The sequence below is a fragment of the Nocardioides sp. genome, assembly GCF_016462705.1.
Taxonomy (GTDB): Bacteria; Actinomycetota; Actinomycetes; order Propionibacteriales; family Nocardioidaceae; genus Nocardioides.
This window is the reverse complement of record NZ_JAEMSS010000069.1, coordinates 1-21,300: the sequence shown is the minus strand read 5'-3', so window position 1 is coordinate 21,300 and position 21,300 is coordinate 1. Positions and strand designations below refer to the sequence as shown.

Here is a 21,300-nt window from a genome sequence, read left to right as displayed (position 1 = left end):
CTGCTGTACGGCGCGCGCAACCCCGAGGAGATCCTCTACGGCGACGAGCAACGCGCCTGGGCCGAGCAGCACGGCATCGACGTCGAGGTCACCGTCGACAGCGCCGGGCCCGACTGGCGCGGCCGGGTGGGCCTGGTCACGCAGCTGATCGGGCGGGCGGCGTTCGACCCCGGTCGCACGCTCGGCCTGCTGTGCGGGCCCGAGGTGATGATGCGGCACGCCGCCAGGGCCCTGCTGGACCGCGGGGTCGCGCCCGAGCGGCTGCGGCTGTCGATGGAGCGCAACATGAAGTGCGGGATCGGCCTGTGCGGGCACTGCCAGCTCCGGGAGATCTTCTGCTGCGTGGACGGGCCGGTGCTCGGCTACGACCGGCTCGGGCCGGTGATGACCGTGGCGGAGCTGTGAGATGACGAGCAACCCCCAGGGCAACAACCTCCAGACCAGCAGCAGGCCGCGTCGCCCCAAGCTGGCGGTGTGGAAGTTCGCCTCGTGCGACGGATGCCAGCTCACCGTCCTCAACTGCGAGGACGAGCTGATCCCGCTGGCGGGGGCGGTCGAGATCGCCTACTTCCCCGAGGCCACCCGGGCCGTGGTCGAGGGGCCCTACGACGTCTCGCTGGTCGAGGGGTCGATCACCACGCCCGACGACCTGGAGCGGATCCAGCAGGTGCGCCGGGTCTCCCGGCGGCTGATCACGATCGGCGCCTGCGCCACCAGCGGCGGGATCCAGGCGCTGCGCAACTTCGCCGACGTCGCGGAGTTCCGCTCGGTCGTCTACGCGCACCCTGAGTACGTCGCGACGCTGGACCGGTCCACCCCGATCGCGGCGCACGTGCCGGTCGACTTCGAGCTGCGCGGCTGCCCCATCGACAAGCACCAGCTGCTCGAGCTGCTGGCGGCCGAGCTCCAGGGACGCACTCCCCGGATCGCCACCCACAGCGTCTGCGTCGAGTGCAAGCGGCGCGGCAACGTCTGCGTGACGGTCGCCCACGGCACGCCGTGCCTGGGCCCGGTCACCCAGGCTGGCTGTGGCGCGCTCTGCCCGACCTTCTCGCGCGGCTGCTACGGCTGCTTCGGGCCCCAGGACACGCCCAACACGAGGTCGCTCGCGGACCGGCTCGCCGTGCACGGCATGAGCGAGCCCGAGGTGATGCGGGTCTTCCGCACGTTCAACGCCGCCTCCGAGGCGTTCCTGCGCGAGAGCGAGCGGCACGAGCCGACGACGGGGTCGCTGGAGCAGGGGGAGCGATGACGCACAAGCACAAGGACGGTGGGCACGTCCTGCACGTCGGAACCCTGGCCCGGGTCGAGGGCGAAGGTGCGATGCACATCGAGTACCGCGACGGCGAGGTGGCCGACGTCCAGCTGCGCATCTACGAGCCGCCGCGCTTCTACGAGGCCTTCCTGCGCGGCCGCTCGTACACGGAGCCGCCCGACATCACCGCACGGATCTGCGGCATCTGCCCGGTCGCGTACCAGATGAGCTCCTGCTGGGCGATCGAGGACGCCTGCGGGGTCGCCGTGACCCCGGAGATCCAAGCCCTGCGCCGGCTTCTCTACTGCGGGGAGTGGATCGAGAGCCACGCCCTTCACGTCTACCTGCTGCACGCCCCGGACTTCCTCGGCTACGACGGAGCGGTCGAGATGGCGGCGGACCATCCCGCCGTCGTCGAGCGCGGACTGCGGCTGAAGAAGGCCGGCAACCGGCTGATGGAGGTCGTCGGCGGGCGGTCGGTGCACCCGGTCAACGTCCGCATCGGCGGCTTCTACCGGTTCCCGAGCCGGGAGGAGCTGCGCGGGATCCGCCCCGACCTGGAGCGGGCGCTCGAGGACTCCCTCGAGACGGTGCGGCTGGTCGCCGGCTTCGAGTTCCCGGACTTCGAGCAGCCCTACGAGTACCTCGCCCTCCGGCCTGAGACCGGCTATCCGATCGAGTCCGGCAGCGTGGTGACGACCAGCGGGGCGAGCTTCGACGTCCGCGACTTCGCCACCCGGATCGAGGAGGTGCACGTCGCCCACTCCAACGCGCTGCACTCCCGGCTCGACGGCGGCGTGCGCGGTCCCTACTCCGTGGGGCCGCTGGCCCGCTACACCCTCAACGCCGACCGGCTGTGCCCGATCGCCCGTGAGGCGGCGACCGCGGCCGGCCTCGGGGCGACCTGCCGCAACCCGTTCCGTTCGATCATCGTGCGCGCGGTCGAGCTGGTCGAGGCCTGCCACGAGGCGCTCCGGATCATCGACGGCTGGACCGGCGACGGAGACGCGAGCGTGCCGGTGCCCGCTCGGGCAGGCGAGGGCTACGGCGCCAGCGAGGCGCCGCGCGGCGTCCTGTTCCACCGCTACGTCCTCGACGGCTCCGGGATCATCCAGGACGCCCAGATCGTGCCGCCCACGTCGCAGAACCAGCCCAGCGTCGAGGCCGACCTGCGCTCCATGGTCGGGGCCTGGGCGGACCTGGACGAGCACGCCCTCCAGCACCGCTGTGAGCACGCGATCCGCAACTACGACCCGTGCATCTCCTGCGCCACCCACTTCCTCGACCTGACCGTGGAGCGGACGTGACAGGGCCGGCCGGCACCGGCACGCGCGGGCCGCTGGTGGTCGGGCTGGGCAGCCCGGACCGGGGGGACGACGCGGTTGGTCGGGCGGTCGCCCGCTCCGTGGCCCTGCTCCTGCCCGGTGTCGTGGTCGTCGACCACGAGGACCCGACGTCGCTGCTCGACCTGTGGGACGGGCACGACCCGGTCGTGGTCGTCGACGCCGTCCGTTCCGGCTCGCCGGCGGGCACCCTGCACCGGGTGGAGACGGGAGCCGGCGGCGCGCCGGTCTCCCCGGGAGCGTGGGCGCGGACCGGGCACGGGGGCACCCACGCGGTGGGGCTCTCCGAGATGGTCGAGCTTGGCCGCGCCCTCGGCCGGCTGCCGGCCCGCCTGGTGGTCGTGGGGATCGAGGCGGAGTGCTTCGACCACGGCGTACCGCTGACTCCGCGGGTCGCCGAGGCCGTGCCGGAGGCCGCCGCCCGGGTCTGCCTCGAGGTCGGGACCGCGCTGCAGGAGGGGGCCGGCGATGTGCCTCGGTGAGCTGGCCCAGGTGACAGAGGTCGTCGACGAGCAGACGGTGCACGCCCGGGTCGGGGAGCGGGTCGTCACCGTGTCCCTGCTGACCCTCGACGGGCCGGCCGCTCCGGGGGAGTGGCTCCAGGTCCACTCCGGGTTCGCGCTGGCCCGCCTCACCGACGACGAGCGGCTCGACGCCGAGCGGATCCGGAACACCACGATGGAGGAACGCTGATGACCACCCCCATGTCGACCACGCGGCGCACCGGGATCGTGCTCGCCCTGGGAACCGCGGCGATCAGCGGCGTCGCCGTCTTCCTCAACGCGGACGCCGTCCGTGCCTTCGGTGACGCCACGGCGTACACGACGGCGAAGAACCTCGTGGCGGCCGTGGTCCTCCTCGCGGTGGTCGGCACGGGGTCGCGCACCGGGGCGCGGCTGACCCGCCCCCGGTCCCGAGGCCAGTGGGCCGGCCTCACCGCCATCGGGGTGGTCGGGGGCAGCGTGCCCTTCGTGCTGTTCTTCGAGGGGCTCTCCCGCGCCACGTCCGCCCAGGCGGCGTTCCTGCACAAGACGCTCTTGGTGTGGGTCGCGGTCATGGCGGTCCTGTTCCTCGGGGAACGGTTGAGCGTGCTGCACTACCTCGCCATCGGGCTGCTCGTCGTCGGTCAGATCGGCCTGATCGGGGGGCTCGGCGGGTTCGGGCGCCCGGAGCTGATGATCCTGGCCGCCACGCTCCTGTGGTCGGTGGAGGTCGTGGTCGCCAAGCGGATCCTCGCCGGAGTCTCGTCCTGGACCGTCGGCGTGGCCCGGATGGGGCTGGGCTCGGTGGTCCTGCTGGTCTGGGTCGCGGTGCGTGGTGACCTCGGCCTGCTGACCGGGATGACGGGTGAGCAGGCCGGCTGGGTGCTGCTCACCGGGGTGCTGCTCGCCGGCTACGTCGGCACCTGGTTCGGCGCCCTCAAGCGGGCGCCCGCGGTGGACGTCACGGCGGTGCTCGTCCTCGCCGCCCCGGTGACCGCGGCCCTCAACGCCGTGGCCGACGGCGTACCGCTGGGTCCACAGCTGGACTGGCTGGCCGTGCTGGTGGCCGGCGGCGCGCTCGCGGTGTGGGCGAGCCAGCGGACCCGGCCCGCTCCGGTCGTCGCGGCCTGACATGCGCGGCCCCGCAGACGGTCCCGGGAACGGCCCGGCGAACGGGGCGCTGCGGTTCGCGCGCTACGCCTACCCGCCCAACGAGCTCGGCTACTGCGGCCCGGACGCCTCGGCCCAGCTCCTCGAGCAGGTCGCCGACGGCGTCGCGGACGCCGAGCTCCGCCGGCTGCTGCGCGGGTTCGAAGGCGCCTGGCCCTACCTGGAGCTGATCGCGGCGGCGAACGGCATCGGGGACCCGCTGGACGACCGGGTGGTCGAGGCCTACTGGATCGGCAACCCGCTCCTGGACCGCGTCGGCCCGCGGTTGCTGGGGGACTCGCTGGAGGACCGGTTCCGGCGGCGTGCGGGCCGGACCTGGGACAGCCTTGTGGCTCCCGTGCTCGACGGTGCCGTGCCGCACCACTCGTTCCACGTCTTCGGCGTCTACCCGTGGCTCGGGCTGCTCCGCGAGGGACGCCTGGACGAGCCGCTCCGGGTCCTCGACCGCTGCCGGATCCGCTGGGGACAGGTGCGCTCGATCATCGGGGGAGAGGCCGAGGTGCTGTCCCGACCTCTGGTGTGGGACGGCCGACGGCTCGCGCTCGGGGAGCCCACGCTGGAGCGGGTGCGGGTCAGCCTGGGCGACCGCGGGCTGGTCGGGGGACTTCGCCAAGGAGTGTGGTGCTCCATGCACTGGGACTGGGTCTGCGAGGCCCTCGACGCACGCTCGCTGGCGCAGCTGCGGCACTGGACCGTCCGCGAGCTGGCGGTGGTCAACGGGGTCCGGATCCCGGCGCCCGCCTCGGTGCTCTCGTGACCTGCGACCGGTTTCGCCACGTCGTCCTGGCCTCGTGCGGGACGGGCACGTTGTGACACCGGCTCGGACCCAGCCGCGGCGCGCGCCAGGGGCGCTGCTCAGCAACGCAGCCACCCTCCTCGGGGGACTGGTCGTGTTCTTCTCGGTGCCCCTGCGCGCCGACGAATCGACGGCGGCGGTGGCCCGCAACGGCATCGTCGCCGCGCTGGGCGTGACCCTGGTCGGCTGGGTGGCGGTCCGACAGTCGCGTGGCTCCGGTCGACGCGCGCTGTCGGTGCCTCAGCTCGTGATGCTCGCCGAGGTCGCCGTGTGTGCCTTCGCGTTGATCTACTACTCCCTGGCCATCCATGGGAGCGGGCAGCTCGTGGGCGTCCACACGCGTCTGGACGCGCTCTACTTCACCATGACGACCATGACGACCGTCGGCTACGGCGACGTCCACGCCTCGGGGCAGGTCGCTCGTGCTGTCGTCTGCGTGCACCTGGCGTTCAACCTCGTGTTCCTGGGCCTGCTGGCCAACCTGGTTCGTCGCAGGCTCGTAGCCGAGCAGGACTAGCTCAGGACTGCGTCTCTTCGACCACGCCCGGTGCCCCCTCCAGAAGACGTGCATGAACCACCGCGGCGGCAGGCGGACGGGTCGCCCGGTCGCCGCGGTCACGGCCGGGACTCCTCCCGAGCGGCGGCGCTCAGCTGTGTCGCGATCTCCGCGGCCCAGCGCTCGACGTCCTGCCAGTCGCGGAAGTCACCCTCGGGGAGGAGCTTGCGCCCGGTGGGGAGCCTCCGCAGGGCGCGATGGGCCAACGAGAGCTTCGTCGGGTCGAGTGCCCCGAAGAAGACGTGGTGATCCCTCGGTCGCAGAGCCTCCACCAGGTCCGGCAGCTCCTGTGGAGCGGTGACCTCGAGGAGGTCGTGGCCCCGGTCGTCGACCCGCGACGTCCCGATCGGCCCGCTGCTGAAGAGCCAGACCGGTCGGGAGGACAGGGCGTGCCGATGCTGCTCGGCGTACGCCTTGGCCTGCTTGAGCCAGTGACCCATGTAGACGGCGCTGCCCAGCACGACCGCGTCGTAGCCCGAGGGGTCGCCGGCGTGCGCGACCTCACGGGCGACGGCCTCGTGGCCGGAGCTCGAGATCGTGGCAGCGATCCGTTCCGCGATCCCGGCGGTGGCGCCGGCCCTGCTGGCGTGGGCGACCAGGACGTTCATGGCGAGTCCCTTCGTGAGTGCGGACGACTCCTCCACACCCAACCTCCCGCGCGCCGGAGGGGATCGGTAGGGCCCAACGGCCGTCGCACCGAGGCCTCCCGCCTGTTGCCCTAGACTAGAACAGGTTCTAGTTTCGGGACTACCGCCACCGCCCTCAGGAGGACCCCGTGCGTACCCAGATCTGTGACGACCTCGGCATCGAGTTCCCGATCTTCGCCTTCACCCACTGCCGTGACGTGGTCGTGGCCGTCAGCAAGGCGGGCGGGTTCGGCGTCCTCGGTGCGGTCGGGTTCACACCCGAGCAGCTGGAGGTCGAGCTGCGCTGGATCGACGACAACATCGGCGACCGGCCCTACGGCGTCGACATCGTGATCCCCAACAAGTACGAGGGGATGGACTCGGGCATGTCGGGGGAGGAGCTCGCCGAGATGCTCCGCAAGCTGGTCCCGCAGGAGCACCTCGACTTCGGGCGCAAGGTGCTCGCCGACCACGGCGTACCCGTCGACGACAGCACCGACGACGACACCCTCCAGCTGCTCGGCTGGACCGAGGCCACGGCGAGCCCGCAGGTCGACGTGGCGCTGCGCCACCCGAAGATGACGCTGATCGCCAACGCCCTCGGCACCCCTCCGGCGGACATGATCGAGCACATCCACGCCAACGGGCGCAAGGTCGCGGCGCTGTGCGGCTCGGCCTACCAGGCGCGCAAGCACGCCGACGCCGGTGTGGACATCGTCATCGCCCAGGGCGGGGAGGCGGGTGGCCACTGCGGCGAGGTCGGGTCGATCGTGCTGTGGCCGGAGGTGGTGCGCGAGGTCGCGCCGGTCCCGGTCCTCGCGGCCGGCGGGATCGGGAGCGGTGGTCAGATCGCCGCCGCGCTGGCCATGGGCTGCGCCGGTGCCTGGACCGGCTCCCAGTGGCTGATGGTGGAAGAGGCGGAGAACACCGCGGTCCAGCAACAGGCCTACGCCGACGCGAGCAGCCGCGACACCGTGCGCAGCCGCTCGTTCACCGGCAAGCCGGCCCGGATGCTGAAGAACGACTGGACCGAGGCATGGGAGACGCCGGGCAACCCCGAGCCCCTGGGCATGCCCCTGCAGTACATGGTCTCCGGCATGGCGGTGAAGGCGACGCACAAGTACCCCGACGAGACCGTGGACGTCGCGTTCAACCCGGTGGGCCAGGTGGTCGGCCAGCTGACCAAGGTGGAGAAGACCGCGACGGTCGTCGAGCGGTGGGTCCAGGAGTACCTCGACGCCACCACCCGTCTCGAGGAGCTCAACGCCGCTGCGCTCTGAGCCGCGGACGCGTAACGGCTGGCGCACGTCCGTCGTTGGGCGTCCGATGAAGCGCCTCGTCCTGACCTTGGCCGCCCTGCTCGGACTCCTCGCGCCGAGTGCCGGCGCTGTGCCCGCGTCCCCGGCGGACGGCGCGGCGGACGTCGCCGGCACGGCCGCCGCGGTCACGGTGCTCGAGAAGAAGCGGGACGGCAAGCGACTGGTCAGCTATGCGGTCTCGACGCCGTCCCTGGAGATGTCGTCGACCACGCCGCTGCGCGTACACGTCCTGCTGCCGAGGGGCTACCGCCACCACGAGCGACGTCGCTACCCCGTGCTCTACGCGTTCCCCGGCACGAGCAACAAGGCCAGCGTCTGGCTGACGAACATCGACACCAGAAGGCTGACCCGGAAGCTGAAGATGATCGTGGTGATCGCCGACGGCACCTACGACGCCGACGGCGGTGGGTTCTACACGGACTGGGTCGACCAGACGACCAGCCGGGGAGTGGCGAACTGGGAGACGTTCCACACCCGCGAGCTGGTCTCGTGGGTCGACCGGAAGTACCGAACCGTGCGGTCGCGAGCGGGCCGCGCCGTCGTGGGCATCTCGCAGGGCGGCTTCGGGTCGATGTCGTACGCCGCCCGGCACCCGGACCTCTACGGCGCGGCGGCCTCGTTCTCGGGTGCGGTCGACATCTGGTACGGCGAGCACTGCCGGCTCGGCGCGACGGCGCTGATCGCAGGGATCATGACCGGGTTGAACGGGGTGCAGCCGTTCGCGCCGTTCGGCGACCCGGTCACCGACGCCGCCAACTGGGCGGCGCACGACCCCGGCTCGCTGGTGGCGAACCTCGCGGACACCCGGGTCGACCTCTACACCAGCACCGGGATGCCGGGGGAGAGCGACCTGAGCGACCCCGCGGTCCCGGGGACGGCCGGGATGGAGGCCCTCCTCCATCAGTCGAACCTGTGCTTCAAGGACGCGGCCGACGCCGCCGGCGTCGCGTACCACTGGCACAGCTACGACGTCGGGACGCACGCGTGGGGCTACGCCGACCGGTCGCTGAAGGACTACCTGCCGCGGCTGATGCGGTTCTTCCGCACCGGGACCTGATCCGCTCTGGGACCTTCGGTCCGGGATCCGAGGTCGGAGGGCCCTACGCCACCCGTCACCAGCGCGGATGCTGGTTCCGATGACGACCGCGACTGTCCGCCCCGGTCCGGCCAGGCCCCGCAAGGACCGGGTCCTGCCGGACCAGCACGGCGCCTGGGGGTTCCTGCTCCTGCCGGTGGTTCTGGCACTGGCCGTCGGCGGCTGGGCGCCCGCCCTGCCCGTGCTCGTGGTGGCCTGGGTCGCCGCCTACCCGCTGACCTGGGCCCTGACGGGCCTGCTCGCCGCACCTCGTCCGCAGCGGTTCCGCCGGGCTCTGGTCGTCTGGTCGGTCGTGGCGGTCCCGGCCGCGGCGGCCGCGGTCGTCCTGCGACCGTGGCTGCTCTACGTCGGCGCGGCGTACGTGGGACTGTTCCTGGTCAACCTCTGGTTCGCCCGTCAGCGACGCGAACGGTCGCTCGCCAACGACCTCGTGCTGGTCGCCGAGTGCACCGCCATGGTCCCGGTGGTGGCCGGCGCCGCGGCAGCCGGTGGCTGGGCCGTCCCGGTCGGCGTGATGAGAGAGACCGCGGTGCTGGTCCTCGCGCTGGCCTGCGCGGTCACGCTGGCCGGCTCCACGCTGCACGTGAAGTCGCTCATCCGTGAGCGCCGCAACCCGCGCTACGGACAGGCGTCGCGGGCGTACGCCGTCGTGAGCGTCGTCGTCATGACGGTGGCGGTCCTGGTCACCGAGGTCGGCGCCGTGCTGGTCGTGCCGTTCGTGGCGCTCGCCGTCCGGGCCTTCGTCGTGCGGGACCCGCGGCTCCGGCCGGCCAAGATCGGTCTGGTCGAGCTCGCCTGCCTGCTGGTGCTGGCGGCGTGCGCGTTCGTCGCCGTCTGACCGCGTCGGGGCAGGCCTGGCGAGTGACGTCCGCGCTGCCCACTGAGCGAGGATGAGCAAGTGGCGCGAGTGGCGGTCGTCCTGGGCTCGGGAGGTGCGCGCGGCTACGCGCACCTCGGTGCCGTCGAGACACTCCGGGCCAGGGGGCATGAGGTCGTCGCGGTCTCCGGCACCTCGATGGGTGCGCTGGTCGGCGGTCTGGTGGCCGCCGACCGGGAGCGGGACTTCATCGAGTGGGTGCAGTCGCTCACCCAGTCCCGGGTGATCCGGATGCTCGACCCGGCGTGGGCCGGCGCGGGGGCGGTGTCGCTGAACCGGTTGATGCGCAGCCTCGAGGAGCTGCTCGGGGACGTGCTCATCGAGGATCTCGCCATCCCGTACACGGCGGTGGCGACCGATCTCCTCGCCCGGCGGGAGGTCTGGTTCCAGCACGGTCCGCTGGTCCCGGCGATCCGGGCCTCCATCGCGATCCCAGGCCTCTTCACGCCGGCCGTCATCGCCGGGAGGATCCTGGTCGACGGTGGGCTGCTGAACCCGCTCCCGTTGGAGCCGACCGCGGCGGCCTCGGCGGACTTCACCTTCGCCGTGTCCCTCCAGGGACCCCGGGCGCCGCACGAGCCGATGTCGCCGGCCCGCGGCCTCTCCGCCCGGTCCGCCGCATGGGCGATGGACCTGCGCCGGCGTTTCGGACGGTCCGAACCGGACGCCGAGGACCCGTCCGACGACCCGACCCAACCGGCGGAGCCAGATGAGGCCGAGCCGCCGACCGTCGAGCCGGAGCTCGACGTGCGGACCTCGGAGGTCCTCTCGCAGTCCTTCGACGCCATGCAGAGCCTCATCACCCGGTATCGCCTCGCGGCGCTCCCGCCGGACGTGCTGGTGACGGTCCCGATCAGCGCGGCCCGGACCCTGGACTTCCACCGGGCCGAGGAGCTGATCGACCTGGGCCGCGCACTCGCCGGCGCGGCGTTGGACGACGCGGGCCGCTGACGCCGCGGCTGCGGCTCCCGGGCTGTGGCAGTCTGCCCGCGTGGACCTGCCTCACGCTGACATCGATCCCGACGGCCTCCTCGAGTACTCGGTCGTCTTCACCGACCGCTCGCTCAACCACATGTCCCAGCGCTTCGTCGGGGTGATGCAGGACATCATCGAGGTGCTGCGCACGACGTACGCCGCCGAGACGGTCGCGGTGGTCCCGGGCGGCGGCAGCTACGGCATGGAGGCGGTCGCACGGCAGCTGGCGACCGGACGCCGCTGCCTCGTCGTCCGCAACGGCCTCTTCTCGTACCGCTGGTCACAGATCTTCACGGCCGGCTCGATCCCGAGCGAGGCCACCGTCTGCCAGGCCCGACCGGTCTCCGACGAGCGGCAGGCGCCCTGGGTCCCGGCTCCTGTCGACGAGGTAGTCGAGACCATCGCGCGAGCCCGTCCCGAGGTGGTCTTCGCCGCTCACGTCGAGACGGCGGCCGGGCTCGTGCTCCCTGACGACTTCGTCCGCGCGCTCGCCGAGGCTGTGCACGAGGTGGGCGGGCTCCTCGTCCTCGATTGCATCGCCTCGGGCGCGCTGTGGGTGGACATGACCGACCTCGGCGTGGACGTGCTGCTCAGCGCGCCGCAGAAGGGCTGGAGCGGGTCACCGTGCGCGGGCTACGTGATGCTCGGCGAGGCCGGACGGGCCGCCGTCATGTCCTCGACCTCGACCAGCTTCGCGGGCGACCTCCAGAAGTGGCTGACGATCACCGAGGCCTACGCCCAGGGGCAGACGCCCTACCACGCCACCATGCCGACCGACACGCTCGCGCACAACGCGGCGCTCATGCTGGAGACCCGGGCCGCCGGCCTCGCCGAGCTGCGCCGGGCCCAGACCGTCCTGGGCACCCGGGTCCGCGCCCTGCTGGCGGACCGGGGGTTCCCGTCGGTGGCGGCCGACGGCTTCGCCGCCCCGAGCGTGGTGGTCGTCCACACCGACGACCCCGAGATGCGCAGCGGCGCGCGGCTCAAGCAGGCTGGGCTGCAAGTGGCCGCCGGGGTGCCGCTGATGTGCGGTGAGCGCGACGACTTCTCGACCTTCCGGGTCGGCCTCTTCGGCCTCGACAAGCTGGGCGACGTCGACGGCACCGTGAGCCGGCTCGAAGCGCATCTCGAGCCGCCCCGATAGCGTTCGGACGTGCCGCCACCGGACGTCAGCCGGCAGCTGCCCGGGCTGGCCCGGCTGCTCCGCTACGAGCGCTCGTGGCTCCGGTACGACGTCCTGGCCGGGGTCACGGTCGCCGCGTACCTGGTCCCGCAGGTGATGGCGTACGCCGAGGTGGCCGGGCTGCCCCCGGTCGTCGGGCTGTGGGCCACCGTCGGTCCACTGCTCGTCTATGCCGTGCTCGGATCCTCACGTCAGCTGTCGGTCGGGCCCGAGTCCACGACCGCGCTGATGACTGCGGCGACGGTGGGCGCGGTCACGGCCGGCGACCCGGACCGCTACGCCGCTCTCGCGGCCGCCTTGGCCCTGGTGGTGGCCGTCTGGTGCCTCCTGGGCTGGCTCGGGCGCCTCGGCTTCCTCGCGGACCTGCTGTCCAAGCCCGTGCTCGTCGGCTACATGGCCGGGATCGCCGGCATCATGGTCGCCAGCCAGCTCGGCAAGCTCACCGGCGTCGACGGTGACGCCGACTCGTTCGTCGGCGAGGTCGCCCACGCCGCTCGCCACCTGGACGAGGTCCACGGCCCGACGCTGGTCCTTGCCCTCGCGGTGCTGGCGCTGCTGTTCGCCGGGAGCCGGCTCTTCCCGCGCTCGCCCATGCCGCTGGTGGGGATCCTGGTCGCCGCCGCCACGGTCGCGCTGTTCGACCTGGAGCGGCGTGGGATCGCGGTCATCGGGCAGATCCCCGCAGGGCTGCCGACGCCGTCCCTGCCCTCGGTCACCGCCGGCGAGGTGGGCTCCCTGCTCCTCCCTGCCGTCGGGGTGGCGATCGTGGCGTACTCGGACAACGTCCTGGACTCCCGGACGTTCGCGGCTCGCAACGGCTACGCCATCGACGGGAACCAGGAGCTCCTCGCCCTCGGCGCGTCCAACCTGGCGTCCGGTGTGATGCAGGGGTTCCCGGTCAGCAGCAGTGGGAGCCGCACGGTGATCGGGGACTCGCTCGGCAGCCGTAGCCAGCTGTACTCGCTCGTCGCGTTGGTGGCCGTCGTGGTCACCGTCCTGTTCCTGCGGCCCGTGCTCGCCGCCTTCCCGGCGGCCGCCCTGGGCGCGATCGTGGTCTACGCGGCGACCCGGCTGGTCGACCTCGCCGAGTTCCGGCGGATCGCCCGCTTCCGTCGCAGCGAGCTGCTCCTGGCCGTGACCACAGCGCTCGCCGTGCTGGCCCTCGGTGTCCTCTACGGCGTCCTGGTCGCGATCGGGCTCTCGATCCTCGGCCTGCTGCGCCGGGTGGCGCGACCCCACGACGGGATCCTCGGCTTCGTCCCGGGAGTGGCCGGGATGCACGACATCGACGACTACCCGGACGCGCGCCCGGTGCAAGGTCTCGTCGTGTACCGGTACGACTCGCCGCTGTTCTTCGCCAACGTGGACGACTTCAGGCGGCGGGCGCTGGAGTCCCTCGACCTGGCCGGGACGCCGACGGAGTGGTTCCTGCTCAACGCGGAGGCCAACGTCCAGGTGGACATCGATGCCCTGGACGCCCTCGACGAGCTCCGCGAGGAGCTGGGTCGCCGCGGCGTCGTCTTCGCCATGGCGCGGGTCAAGCAGGACCTGCAGGACGAGCTTCGGCCGTTGGGGTTCCTGGACCGGGTGGGCACGGACCGGGTGTTCATGACGCTGCCGACCGCCGTGGCGGCGTACGTCCGGTGGTACGAGGCCAAGCACGGTGCGGCCCCGTCGGGGGCGCCGCCCTCGGCCTGAGGGCCTGGACCAGGCTCAGACCCCCACCGTGGTTGTGGCGAGCTGGCCCGCGGCGAGGCCCAGCACGGCCACTGCCTGCACCAGCACGAACGCGACTCCCAGTCCGGTGAGGTCGACCGGGTCGGCCAGCGCGAAGGTCACGCTGGCGGCGACGTACAGCAGGTTGAGTCCGATCACGCCGCGGACCCGGCCTCGGGACGGCCCGCGGGCGACCCAGACGACGACGCCCGCCCAGACCAGCAGCAGCGCGCCGGTGGTCACCGATAGGGCGACGGGAATGCCGAGCTGGTCCTCGGCTGGGGCGAACAGCAGGACCAGCAGGACGCCCAGGAGACCGGAAGCGGCGGCGTCGAGGCTGAGCAGGTGGCGAAGGTCGAGCATCGGTGTCCTCCTCGGTAGCGGGAGTGCCACTCTCGGATGCGGGGGACTCACGGTCGATTACCTGCGAGGTAATCGCCTGCCGGTGCCGGCGCGACTAGATTCGGCCGCCATGACGCGGCTGGTTCAGGAGCACACCCTGTCGACCTGCGGTGACCTGATCCGGGACTGGCGGCAGAGGCGGCGCCTGAGCCAGCTCGAGCTCTCCCTCCAGGCAGACGTGTCCACGAAGCACCTCAGCTTCGTCGAGACGGGCCGCTCCAGACCGAGCCGGGACCTGCTGCTGCAGCTGGCTGAGCACCTGGACGTCCCCTTGCGCGACCGCAACCAGCTGCTGCTCGCGGCGGGGTTCGCGCCCGTCTACCCCGAGAGCTCCTTGCATTCTCCGCAGATGATCGCGATCCGGGAGGCGGTGCGCGGCCTGCTCGACGGGCACGACCCCTACCCGGCCGTCGTGGTGGACCGATGGTGGAACCTGGTGGAGGCGAACGATGCGCTGCTCGGGCTCGCGGCCGGTGCCGCCGAGCACCTGCTCACGCCGCCGGTCAACGTCCTGCGCCTGAGCCTCCATCCCGACGGCGTCGCACCGCGGATCCTCAACCTCGGCGAGTGGCGCGCTCACCTGCTGGGTCGGCTCCGTCGCCAGGTCGCCCTGACGGCCGACCCCGAGCTTGCCGATCTTCTGGAGGAGCTCGCCGGCTACCCGGGCGGCCAGCCCGATGACGCCGAGCTCCACGGCCCCGGCGAGGTGGTGGTGCCGATGCGGCTCCGAGTCGGTGACACCGACCTGTCGCTGCTGAGCGCGGTCGCCACGTTCGGCACGCCACTGGACGTCACCGTCGCCGAGCTGGTCATCGAGACGTTCTTCCCGGCGGACCAGGCCACGGGTGACTGGCTGAGACTCCGACGCGGCGCCCGGCGTCCCTGACGGGTGCGGCCACCACCCGTGGCGGGTCACAGGTCGCGATGCACCTCGTCCGGCTCCTCGCGGGTGGTGCGGCTGAGGTTGTGGATGGCCAGCGCGAGGCCACCCCACACCACCACGATCGCGACGATCATCATGACGATGGCCGAGGCAGTCACCGGGAGACCTCCTTGACGGGAGCGGACAGGTCCACCGTGCGTCTCCACGGCAGTCGGGCGAGGACGAGTGCCACGACGACCACGAGTGCGGCCGAGCCCCATCCGATCGAGTTGATCAGCCAGTCCGGATAGCCGCCGTACGGCTCGTCCAGGACGGCCCGGAGCTCGTCGACCAGCACGTAGACGAGGGCGATCGGCGCCACCACCCCCACCAGCCCGAGCCACCAGGTCCCCAGCTGCACCGAGCCCGTGCTGTTGAGGTGGTCGCGGAGGTGGTCGAGGTCGCGGTACACCCAGGTGACCGCGAGCATGCTGACCACGGCGACCAGCAGGATGCCGAACCGGTTGATGAAGTGGTCGGCGGTGTCCAGGATCGGTACGCCGGTCGTGGTGGCGAACAGCACGACGCTGGCGGTCGCCGCCGGCACGCAGACGACGAGGGATGCCGTCGCCCTGCCGAGGTCGAGCTTGTCGCGGACGGCCGAGATCACGACCTCGATCACGCTCACCAGGGAGGTCAGGCCCGCGACCACGAGCGACCCGAAGAACAGCCCGCCGATCAGGGCTCCGGCCGGAGCCTCCGAGATGATCGCCGGGAACGCCACGAAGGCGAGGCCGAGACCGGACGTCGCCACCTCGTCGACGGCGACGCCGTTGGCCTGGGCCATGAACCCCAGGGCGGCGAAGACGCCGATCCCCGCGAGCAGCTCGAACGAGGAGTTGGCCAGTCCCACCACCAGCCCGGACCCGGTCATGTCCGTTTTGCGACCGACGTAGGAGGCGTAGGTGATCATGATCCCGAAGCCGACCGACAGGGAGAAGAAGATCTGGCCGAACGCGGCCGCCCAGACACCAGCGTCGGTGAGGGCTCCCCAGTCGGGGGTGAAGAGGGCATCGAGCCCGTCCGCGGCTCCCGGCAGGAACAGAGACCTGACGACGAGGGCGAGGAAGGCGATCACCAGGAGGGGGATGAACACCACCGAGAGGGCGCCGATGCCCTTCTGGACGCCGGCCACCATGATCGCGATGACGGCTGCCCACACGAGGAGCAGGGGCCAGAGCACCCCGCCGACGAAGTCGAGCCCGATCCCGGGTGGCGCCATCTCCAGGAAGTCCTCGAAGAAGAACGCGTCCGGTGTCGAGCCCCAGGACTTGTCGACCGAGAAGAACGTGTAGCGCACCGCCCACGCGATGATCACCGCGTAGTAGATCGCGATGACGGCGCAGATCCCGACCTGTCACCAGCCCAGGGTCTCCGCCGCGGCGCCCCCGAGCCTGCGGAAGGACAGTGGAGCGGAGCCGCGGTAGCGGTGCCCGATGCCGTAGTCGAGGAGCAGGAAGGGCAGCCCGGCGACCAGCAGGGCCACCAGGTAGGGGATCACGAAGGCGCCGCCGCCGTTGTCGTAGGCGACGTACGGGAACCGCCAGATGTTCCCCAGGCCGACGGCGGACCCGATCGCCGCGAGGATGAACACCTTGCGGCTGGTGAAGTGGCCCCGGGCACGCTGCTCCGGAGATGCGCTGGACGGCTGGGCTTGGGTGGACATCGGTCTCCTTCGCTCGCTCACCTGAGGCTAGACCCGCGACGTGGGTCGGCACGAGGTCGACCGGCGAGCGGTGACCTTCGCCCCTGGCCCGCGCGTGGCGCCCGGTGAAGGCTGGGAGTGCAGCCAGCGTGGAGGGAGGGCGCTCGGATGGGCGACAACAGCAACAGCGGCGCGGCGGCAGGTGGCGGCGCGATCTACGGGCTCGGGATCTTCGGTGCCTGGGTCTACTTCTGGCAGCAGGCCGACTCGTTCTGGGAGTACGTGCTCGCCGTGCTCCAGGGTCTGGTGTGGCCGGCCTTCATGGTCTTCGAGGCCTTCTCGGCCCTCGACTGAGCCATGGACGCCAAGGGTCCCCACGGTGGCGGGCTGCTGACAGGACGCCCGACCAGGACCGGGGCGCGCCCACGCTGGCTGGTCGCCGTGGGACTCGTGGGTCTAGTCGTGGGCGCCGTCGACCCCTTGGAGGGATCGGTGGTCGTCCTCGTCGGCTCCGGGTGCGTCGCCTTCGGCACTCACCTCGAGGAGAGCCGCCATCGGAAGGCCGCCGCCTGGGGCTTCGTCCTGGTGCTGGCCGGCTTCAGCGTGATGCTGACCGTGACCGCCATCGGCGGAGTCGGCGGGAGCACGGGTCGTTCGCCCTGGTGGGCGACCCTTGTGACGCCGTTCGCGGGGGGCTGGGTGCTCGGTCTCGTCGCAGGTGTCCGTGCCCACGTCGACGCCTATCGGGCCGGACCGCGCAGCTGACGCCCCGGTGGCGGCCGGACCTCGCTCACGCGAGCCGCAGGGTCTCCAGGTGGCCCTCGTAATGGTCGAGGCAGTCGTGGATGACCTGGGTGGTGGAGTAGCCCATCACGTCGTACTCCTGGCCACCGCCGACGGTGTGCACCTCGAGCCGGGCGTAGCGGTCCCGGTCGCCGATCATCCGGCCGCCGTACGTCGGCACCGGTGACTCGTGCACCTGGACCCGGTAGACGAAGGGGTCGTCCCCTTCCAGGGTCCGCAGCTCCACCGAGGGCGGGCTGTCGTCGTCGCCACCGGCATGGGTGACCTGCGCCGGGACGCCGCGCTCGTCCAGCTCGTGGGCCACCTCGGTGAGCGCGGGACGCACCACCGAGTGGAGGTACGCCGCCGCGGTGTCCACGTCGACGAAGTTCACCGCCCGGGCGAGTCTGGCCTTCCACGACGTCTCGGTCGGCACCGGCAGCAGTGGCGGGGCCGCCACCCGGTGCCGGCCCTCGGCGCGCAGCGCCTTGAGCAGGCTCACCATCACCAGCACGATGACGACGGCGAACGGGAGACCGAAGATCACGGTGGCGTACTGGAGGGCGTAGATACCGCCGACCGCCAGGACGGCGATCGCCAGGAGACCGGTGGCCGATGCCCACACGATGCGGAGCCAGGGGGCCGCGTCGTCCTGGGCCGACCGCAGCTCGGACGACAGGTTGCCCATGACCAGGGCACCCGAGTCGGCCGAGGTGACGTAGAACAGGAGGCCGACGAAGACCGCCACCGCGATGACGACGCCCGACAGCGGGTAGTCCTCGAGCAGCGCGTAGAACCCCGACTCGGGAGACGACAGGGCCGTGTCGGCGAACGACGCGTCGCCGCCACGGATCCGGTCCAGGGCGGCGTTGCCGAAGATCGAGACCCACATGAGGATGTAGGTGAACGGGATGATCATCGTGCCGGCCACGAACTGCCGGAGCGTCCGCCCGCGCGAGATGCGGGCCAGGAACATGCCCACGAACGACGCCCAGGTGATCCACCACGCCCAGAAGAACAGCGTCCACAGCGACATCCACTCCGTCGCGCCGTCGTACGCGAAGGTCTCCATCGTCTTGCCGGGGAAGGTCTGGGCGTAGTCGCCGACGTTCATGACGACGGCGTTGAGGATGAAGCCTGTGCGTCCGGTCAGGAGCACGAACGCCGCCAGGCAGAGCGCCAGGGTGACGTTGAGCTGGGACAGGAAGCGGATGCCCTTGTCGACACCGGTCGTGGCGGAGACGGCGGCCATGACCACGGCGAGGACCGCCAGGCCGATCTGGGCGCCGAGGCCGACGGGCACCCCGAACAGGACGTTGAGGCCCTCGTTGAGGAACACCACGCCGATGCCGAGGCTGGTCGCCACCCCGAAGATGGTGCCGAGCACGGCGGCCGTGTCGACCGCGTGCCCGATGCCGCCGTCGACGCGGCGCCCGACGATCGGGTAGAGCGCCGAGCGCACCGCCAGCGGCAGGTTCATCCGGTAGGTGAAGTAGCCCAGCGCCATCCCCATCAGGGCGTAGAGCCCCCACCCGGAGATCCCGTAGTGGAACAGGGTCCACACCGTGGCCTCCCGGGCCGCCTCGACGGTCTCGGGGTCGCCGGTCGGGGGCACCATGTACTGGCTGACGGGCTCGGCGACCGCGTAGAACATCACGTCGGTGCTGATCCCCGCGGCGAACAGCATCGAGCTCCACGCGAACGTCGAGAACTGCGGCGTCGAGTCGTCGGGACCGAGCCGGGTGGAACCGTGCCGGGAGAAGGCCAGGTAGAGCACGAAGACCAGCACCGCTGTGGTCAGCAGGATGTAGAACCACCCGAACCACTCCACGACACGGACGACGGTCTCGCCGAGCACCTCCTCGGCCTGGTCAGGAGCGACGATCGCCCAGATGGCCATCGCCACGACCCCGAGCAGCGCCGGGTAGAACACCGGTTTGCGGACCGGCGGTCCGTCGGTGAGGAAGGCCCAGCGGCCGCGCTGCACGACGGGGTCGGTCCTGGTCGCCGTCAAGGCGGTCTCCTCGGCTCCGGCGGCTCAGGTGTGCTGAACCGGACTGGGTGTCGCTGGGGACATCATGGACGGAACCTGCGGTGCGCGGTCATCCCGGCCCGACGGGAACGGCCCCCGACCCGCGTCGCCGCAGGTCAGGGGCCGTGCCGTTCGACGACGACGGTCGGTGTCGATCAGATGTCGTAGTACTGACTGACTGACCCATGCTGACCTGCGCAAACGTCGAGGTTTCCCGGCCATTTGTACCGGGCTTGTAACAGGGTAACCGCTTCTCACGAGGGCCTCGGAGCGAAGCAGTCCGCCTAGAGTGGTCTAGAAATCGACCGCTTTCTAGATCAGTTTCTATGGCGGACCGGTTGGCGCACGACGAGCGGCCGAGCCGCTCTTACGCCATACACCGATCGTCGTGACCTCTGGTCGATCCAGCGGACGCTGCCGGATCTGACGATGTCGAGGTCACTACTGGGGGATGGCGATCGACGCGCAGCGGTCCGTCTGCTCACAGGCCGAACGCGCCGCCCTCGGTGAGGATGACGAGGCCCAGGCCGATGAGCACGAGGGGGAACAGGATGTGCTCCCAGCGTTCGAGCACGTCGGCGATTGGCTTTCGAGTGGCCACGAACTTCGCGGTCAGGACAAGGACGACGACAAGGGTCAGGAACACCACGCAGTAGGAGATGAGGGCGCCGGTGTCGACGGAGAGGAACACCGGGACGTAGACGCCGATGTTGTCTCCGCCATTGGCGAAGGTGACAGCGGCTACAAGCAAAGCGCTGACCGGCCGCTCCGCCATGGTCTCGTCGTCATCCCCGTTGCGCCAGACCTGCCAGGCGGCGTACAGGCCCAGCAACAGGGGGATCAGGCCGAAGTACGGAATGGCGTCGTCGGGAAGGAAGAGCCCTGCCCCGAGGGTCACCGCGACGGAGGCGAGGAGGATGCCGCCGAATCCCAGATACTGGCCGGCGACGATCTTGGCCGTGGTGCCACGCTGGCCGGCTCCGCGTGCGAAGAACAGCGACAAGACGATGATGTCGTCGATGTTGGTGACCAGGAAGAGTCCGACCGCCTGAAGCGCGGAGGAAATCATGTCCTACGCCTTCCCTTCTGCGGATGGTCAGAGCGACGAGGTCGTGGACGTTGACGGGCCGAGCCAGTTGCGGCAGGAACCCTGCCGCGCGAACGCGTCGTCGCGATCCGGTGTGTCGGTCAGGGGTCCCGAGCGTCCGTGACGTTGGGGTGGACGGCAGACTCCTCGTCCTCGACCACCGTGCGCTCGGGGCGCGCGTGCACCAAGGCGATCACGATGAACCCGGTGACCAGGAAGGTGTCGGCGAGGTTGAAGGTGGGCCACCACCCGGTGTGCAGGTAGTCGGTGACGACGCCGTCGCGGGCGCGGTCGATGACATTGGCGACGGCACCGCCAATGACGGCGCCGCCAGCGATCCGCTCGACCCCACCGGCGTACGGCGCCCTGCGCCACGCATACGCGACCAGGGCGACGGAAACTCCTGCGGTGATGGCCACGATCACGGCTTCCGGGAGCTTGTCGCCCATGCCGAACGCCACGCCGGAGTTGTATCCCAGCCGCAACTGGAGCAGCCCGAGGTCCACCGTGGAGTCGGCGAGCCGCGCCTCGGACACGGCCTTGGCCGCCAGATCGATAGTGGCGACCGCTACCGCGGCCACCAGGATCACGGCGCGGTTGGACTTCGCACGCGTCTCGGGCCTGCTGATTCGGTCGGTCACCTTGCTCCGGCTTCCATAGGCATCGGAGTCGGCGTCGCCGCGGTCGCCGGTGTCGGTGGCAACGGGCGTGCGCGCCCGGCGCGCACGCCGTTGCCGATCACGAAGATCTCGGCGATCTCGTGGACGAGAACCACCGCTGCGAGCCCGAGCACGCCGAGGGCGGCGAGCGGGATGAGGATGGCGATCAGGGCGAGGGAGAGGCCCACGTTTTGCAGCATGATCGACCGGGCGCGGCGGGCGTGGTTCAGGCTGTGGGGGAGGTGGCGCAGGTCCTCGCCCATGAGGGCGACGTCGGCGGTCTCGATGGCCACGTCGCTGCCCATGGCGCCCATCGCGATGCCGACGTCGGCGGTGGCCAGGGCGGGGGCGTCGTTGACGCCGTCGCCGACCATCG

25 protein-coding genes and 1 pseudogene are annotated in these 21,300 nt (G+C 71.4%); 17 read left to right on the top strand and 9 right to left on the bottom strand.

All coding sequences use genetic code 11. The features are described 5' to 3' along the window. The 8 genes from JHD21_RS10755 to JHD21_RS10720 all read left to right on the top strand — a co-directional run. A partial coding sequence (locus JHD21_RS10755) for a hypothetical protein (protein ID WP_292674642.1) occupies window positions 1–405 on the top strand: 405 nt, incomplete at its 5' end. 1 nt (window position 406) lies between these two features. Further along, window positions 407–1,252: a hypothetical protein gene (locus JHD21_RS10750; RefSeq protein ID WP_292674640.1), complete on the top strand. Its 846-nt coding sequence runs from the start codon at window positions 407–409 to the stop codon at window positions 1,250–1,252. Next, a complete protein-coding gene (locus JHD21_RS10745; protein WP_292674637.1) occupies window positions 1,249–2,562 on the top strand; it encodes a Ni/Fe hydrogenase subunit alpha in 1,314 nt (437 codons plus the stop codon). Before JHD21_RS10750 ends, JHD21_RS10745 begins: the two co-directional genes overlap by 4 nt. Beyond that, on the top strand, window positions 2,559–3,080 hold the full coding sequence (locus tag JHD21_RS10740) for a hydrogenase maturation protease (RefSeq protein ID WP_292674634.1): 522 nt from the start codon (window positions 2,559–2,561) through the stop codon (window positions 3,078–3,080). Before JHD21_RS10745 ends, JHD21_RS10740 begins: the two co-directional genes overlap by 4 nt. Window positions 3,081–3,090: 10 nt before the next feature. Next, on the top strand, window positions 3,091–3,291 hold the full coding sequence (locus JHD21_RS10735) for a HypC/HybG/HupF family hydrogenase formation chaperone (RefSeq protein ID WP_292674631.1): 201 nt from the start codon (window positions 3,091–3,093) through the stop codon (window positions 3,289–3,291). Continuing rightward, complete coding sequence (locus JHD21_RS10730) at window positions 3,291–4,211, top strand: DMT family transporter (protein WP_292674628.1); 921 nt, start codon at window positions 3,291–3,293, stop codon at window positions 4,209–4,211. Before JHD21_RS10735 ends, JHD21_RS10730 begins: the two co-directional genes overlap by 1 nt. A 1-nt stretch (window position 4,212) precedes the next feature. After that, window positions 4,213–5,007, top strand: a complete 795-nt coding sequence (locus tag JHD21_RS10725; RefSeq protein ID WP_292674625.1) for a DUF6390 family protein — start codon at window positions 4,213–4,215, stop codon at window positions 5,005–5,007. Window positions 5,008–5,059: 52 nt separating this feature from the next. Further along, window positions 5,060–5,563: a potassium channel family protein gene (locus JHD21_RS10720; RefSeq protein ID WP_292674622.1), complete on the top strand. Its 504-nt coding sequence runs from the start codon at window positions 5,060–5,062 to the stop codon at window positions 5,561–5,563. Window positions 5,564–5,661: 98 nt separating this feature from the next. Here the strand turns inward: JHD21_RS10720 and JHD21_RS10715 are convergent, their stop codons facing one another. Next, the gene (locus JHD21_RS10715; RefSeq protein ID WP_292674619.1) at window positions 5,662–6,210 is read right to left on the bottom strand and encodes a flavodoxin domain-containing protein; all 549 of its coding nucleotides are present in this window, start codon (window positions 6,208–6,210) and stop codon (window positions 5,662–5,664) included. 167 nt (window positions 6,211–6,377) lie between these two features. Between JHD21_RS10715 and JHD21_RS10710 the strand changes: the two genes are divergently transcribed. From JHD21_RS10710 to sulP, 6 genes are all read left to right on the top strand, one after another. Continuing rightward, complete coding sequence (locus tag JHD21_RS10710) at window positions 6,378–7,508, top strand: nitronate monooxygenase family protein (RefSeq protein WP_292674616.1); 1,131 nt, start codon at window positions 6,378–6,380, stop codon at window positions 7,506–7,508. Window positions 7,509–7,554: 46 nt separating this feature from the next. Beyond that, entirely contained in the window at window positions 7,555–8,604 is a 1,050-nt protein-coding gene (locus JHD21_RS10705) for an alpha/beta hydrolase family protein (protein ID WP_292674613.1), read from the top strand. A 79-nt stretch (window positions 8,605–8,683) separates the two neighbouring features. Then, window positions 8,684–9,481: a YwiC-like family protein gene (locus tag JHD21_RS10700; RefSeq protein ID WP_292674610.1), complete on the top strand. Its 798-nt coding sequence runs from the start codon at window positions 8,684–8,686 to the stop codon at window positions 9,479–9,481. A 60-nt stretch (window positions 9,482–9,541) separates the two neighbouring features. Then, window positions 9,542–10,471, top strand: coding sequence for a patatin-like phospholipase family protein (locus JHD21_RS10695; protein ID WP_292674605.1), 930 nt, complete (start codon window positions 9,542–9,544; stop codon window positions 10,469–10,471). A 40-nt stretch (window positions 10,472–10,511) separates the two neighbouring features. Then, complete coding sequence (locus JHD21_RS10690; RefSeq protein ID WP_292674602.1) at window positions 10,512–11,639, top strand: aminotransferase class V-fold PLP-dependent enzyme; 1,128 nt, start codon at window positions 10,512–10,514, stop codon at window positions 11,637–11,639. A gap of 9 nt (window positions 11,640–11,648) precedes the next feature. Continuing rightward, a complete protein-coding gene (gene sulP / locus JHD21_RS10685; RefSeq protein WP_292674599.1) occupies window positions 11,649–13,376 on the top strand; it encodes a sulfate permease in 1,728 nt (575 codons plus the stop codon). Between the two features lie 15 nt (window positions 13,377–13,391). Here the strand turns inward: sulP and JHD21_RS10680 are convergent, their stop codons facing one another. Further along, window positions 13,392–13,757 (bottom strand): hypothetical protein, encoded by a 366-nt coding sequence (locus tag JHD21_RS10680; RefSeq protein WP_292674597.1) that lies wholly within the window; start codon window positions 13,755–13,757, stop codon window positions 13,392–13,394. Window positions 13,758–13,866: 109 nt separating this feature from the next. Between JHD21_RS10680 and JHD21_RS10675 the strand changes: the two genes are divergently transcribed. Continuing rightward, on the top strand, window positions 13,867–14,682 hold the full coding sequence (locus JHD21_RS10675) for a helix-turn-helix transcriptional regulator (protein WP_292674595.1): 816 nt from the start codon (window positions 13,867–13,869) through the stop codon (window positions 14,680–14,682). 26 nt (window positions 14,683–14,708) lie between these two features. Here the strand turns inward: JHD21_RS10675 and JHD21_RS10670 are convergent, their stop codons facing one another. From JHD21_RS10670 to JHD21_RS10660, 3 genes are read right to left on the bottom strand one after another with little or no spacing between them, the layout of a single operon-like run. After that, entirely contained in the window at window positions 14,709–14,837 is a 129-nt protein-coding gene (locus JHD21_RS10670; RefSeq protein WP_292674592.1) for a methionine/alanine import family NSS transporter small subunit, read from the bottom strand. Beyond that, window positions 14,834–16,048 carry a sodium-dependent transporter gene (locus tag JHD21_RS10665; protein ID WP_292674645.1) on the bottom strand — a complete coding sequence of 405 codons (1,215 nt, stop codon included), beginning with the start codon at window positions 16,046–16,048 and terminating at the stop codon, window positions 14,834–14,836. The genes JHD21_RS10670 and JHD21_RS10665 overlap by 4 nt, the downstream gene beginning before the upstream one ends. 27 nt (window positions 16,049–16,075) lie before the next feature. Further along, window positions 16,076–16,384 (bottom strand): hypothetical protein, encoded by a 309-nt coding sequence (locus JHD21_RS10660; protein ID WP_292674589.1) that lies wholly within the window; start codon window positions 16,382–16,384, stop codon window positions 16,076–16,078. 147 nt (window positions 16,385–16,531) lie between these two features. Between JHD21_RS10660 and JHD21_RS10655 the strand changes: the two genes are divergently transcribed. Then, complete coding sequence (locus tag JHD21_RS10655) at window positions 16,532–16,717, top strand: hypothetical protein (protein WP_292674586.1); 186 nt, start codon at window positions 16,532–16,534, stop codon at window positions 16,715–16,717. Between the two features lie 108 nt (window positions 16,718–16,825). Beyond that, window positions 16,826–17,128 carry a hypothetical protein gene (locus JHD21_RS10650; protein ID WP_292674584.1) on the top strand — a complete coding sequence of 101 codons (303 nt, stop codon included), beginning with the start codon at window positions 16,826–16,828 and terminating at the stop codon, window positions 17,126–17,128. A 25-nt stretch (window positions 17,129–17,153) separates the two neighbouring features. Here the strand turns inward: JHD21_RS10650 and betT are convergent, their stop codons facing one another. From betT to JHD21_RS10630, 4 genes and pseudogenes are all read right to left on the bottom strand, one after another. Next, entirely contained in the window at window positions 17,154–19,160 is a 2,007-nt protein-coding gene (gene betT / locus JHD21_RS10645; protein WP_292674581.1) for a choline BCCT transporter BetT, read from the bottom strand. A 499-nt stretch (window positions 19,161–19,659) separates the two neighbouring features. Beyond that, on the bottom strand, window positions 19,660–20,247 hold the full coding sequence (locus JHD21_RS10640; protein ID WP_292674578.1) for a cadmium resistance transporter: 588 nt from the start codon (window positions 20,245–20,247) through the stop codon (window positions 19,660–19,662). A gap of 119 nt (window positions 20,248–20,366) precedes the next feature. After that, window positions 20,367–20,906, bottom strand: a complete 540-nt coding sequence (lspA, locus tag JHD21_RS10635) for a signal peptidase II (RefSeq protein ID WP_292674575.1) — start codon at window positions 20,904–20,906, stop codon at window positions 20,367–20,369. Then, window positions 20,903–21,300 (bottom strand): annotated as a pseudogene (locus JHD21_RS10630) (cation-transporting P-type ATPase); the annotation flags it as partial. The gene lspA and the pseudogene JHD21_RS10630, both read right to left, overlap by 4 nt.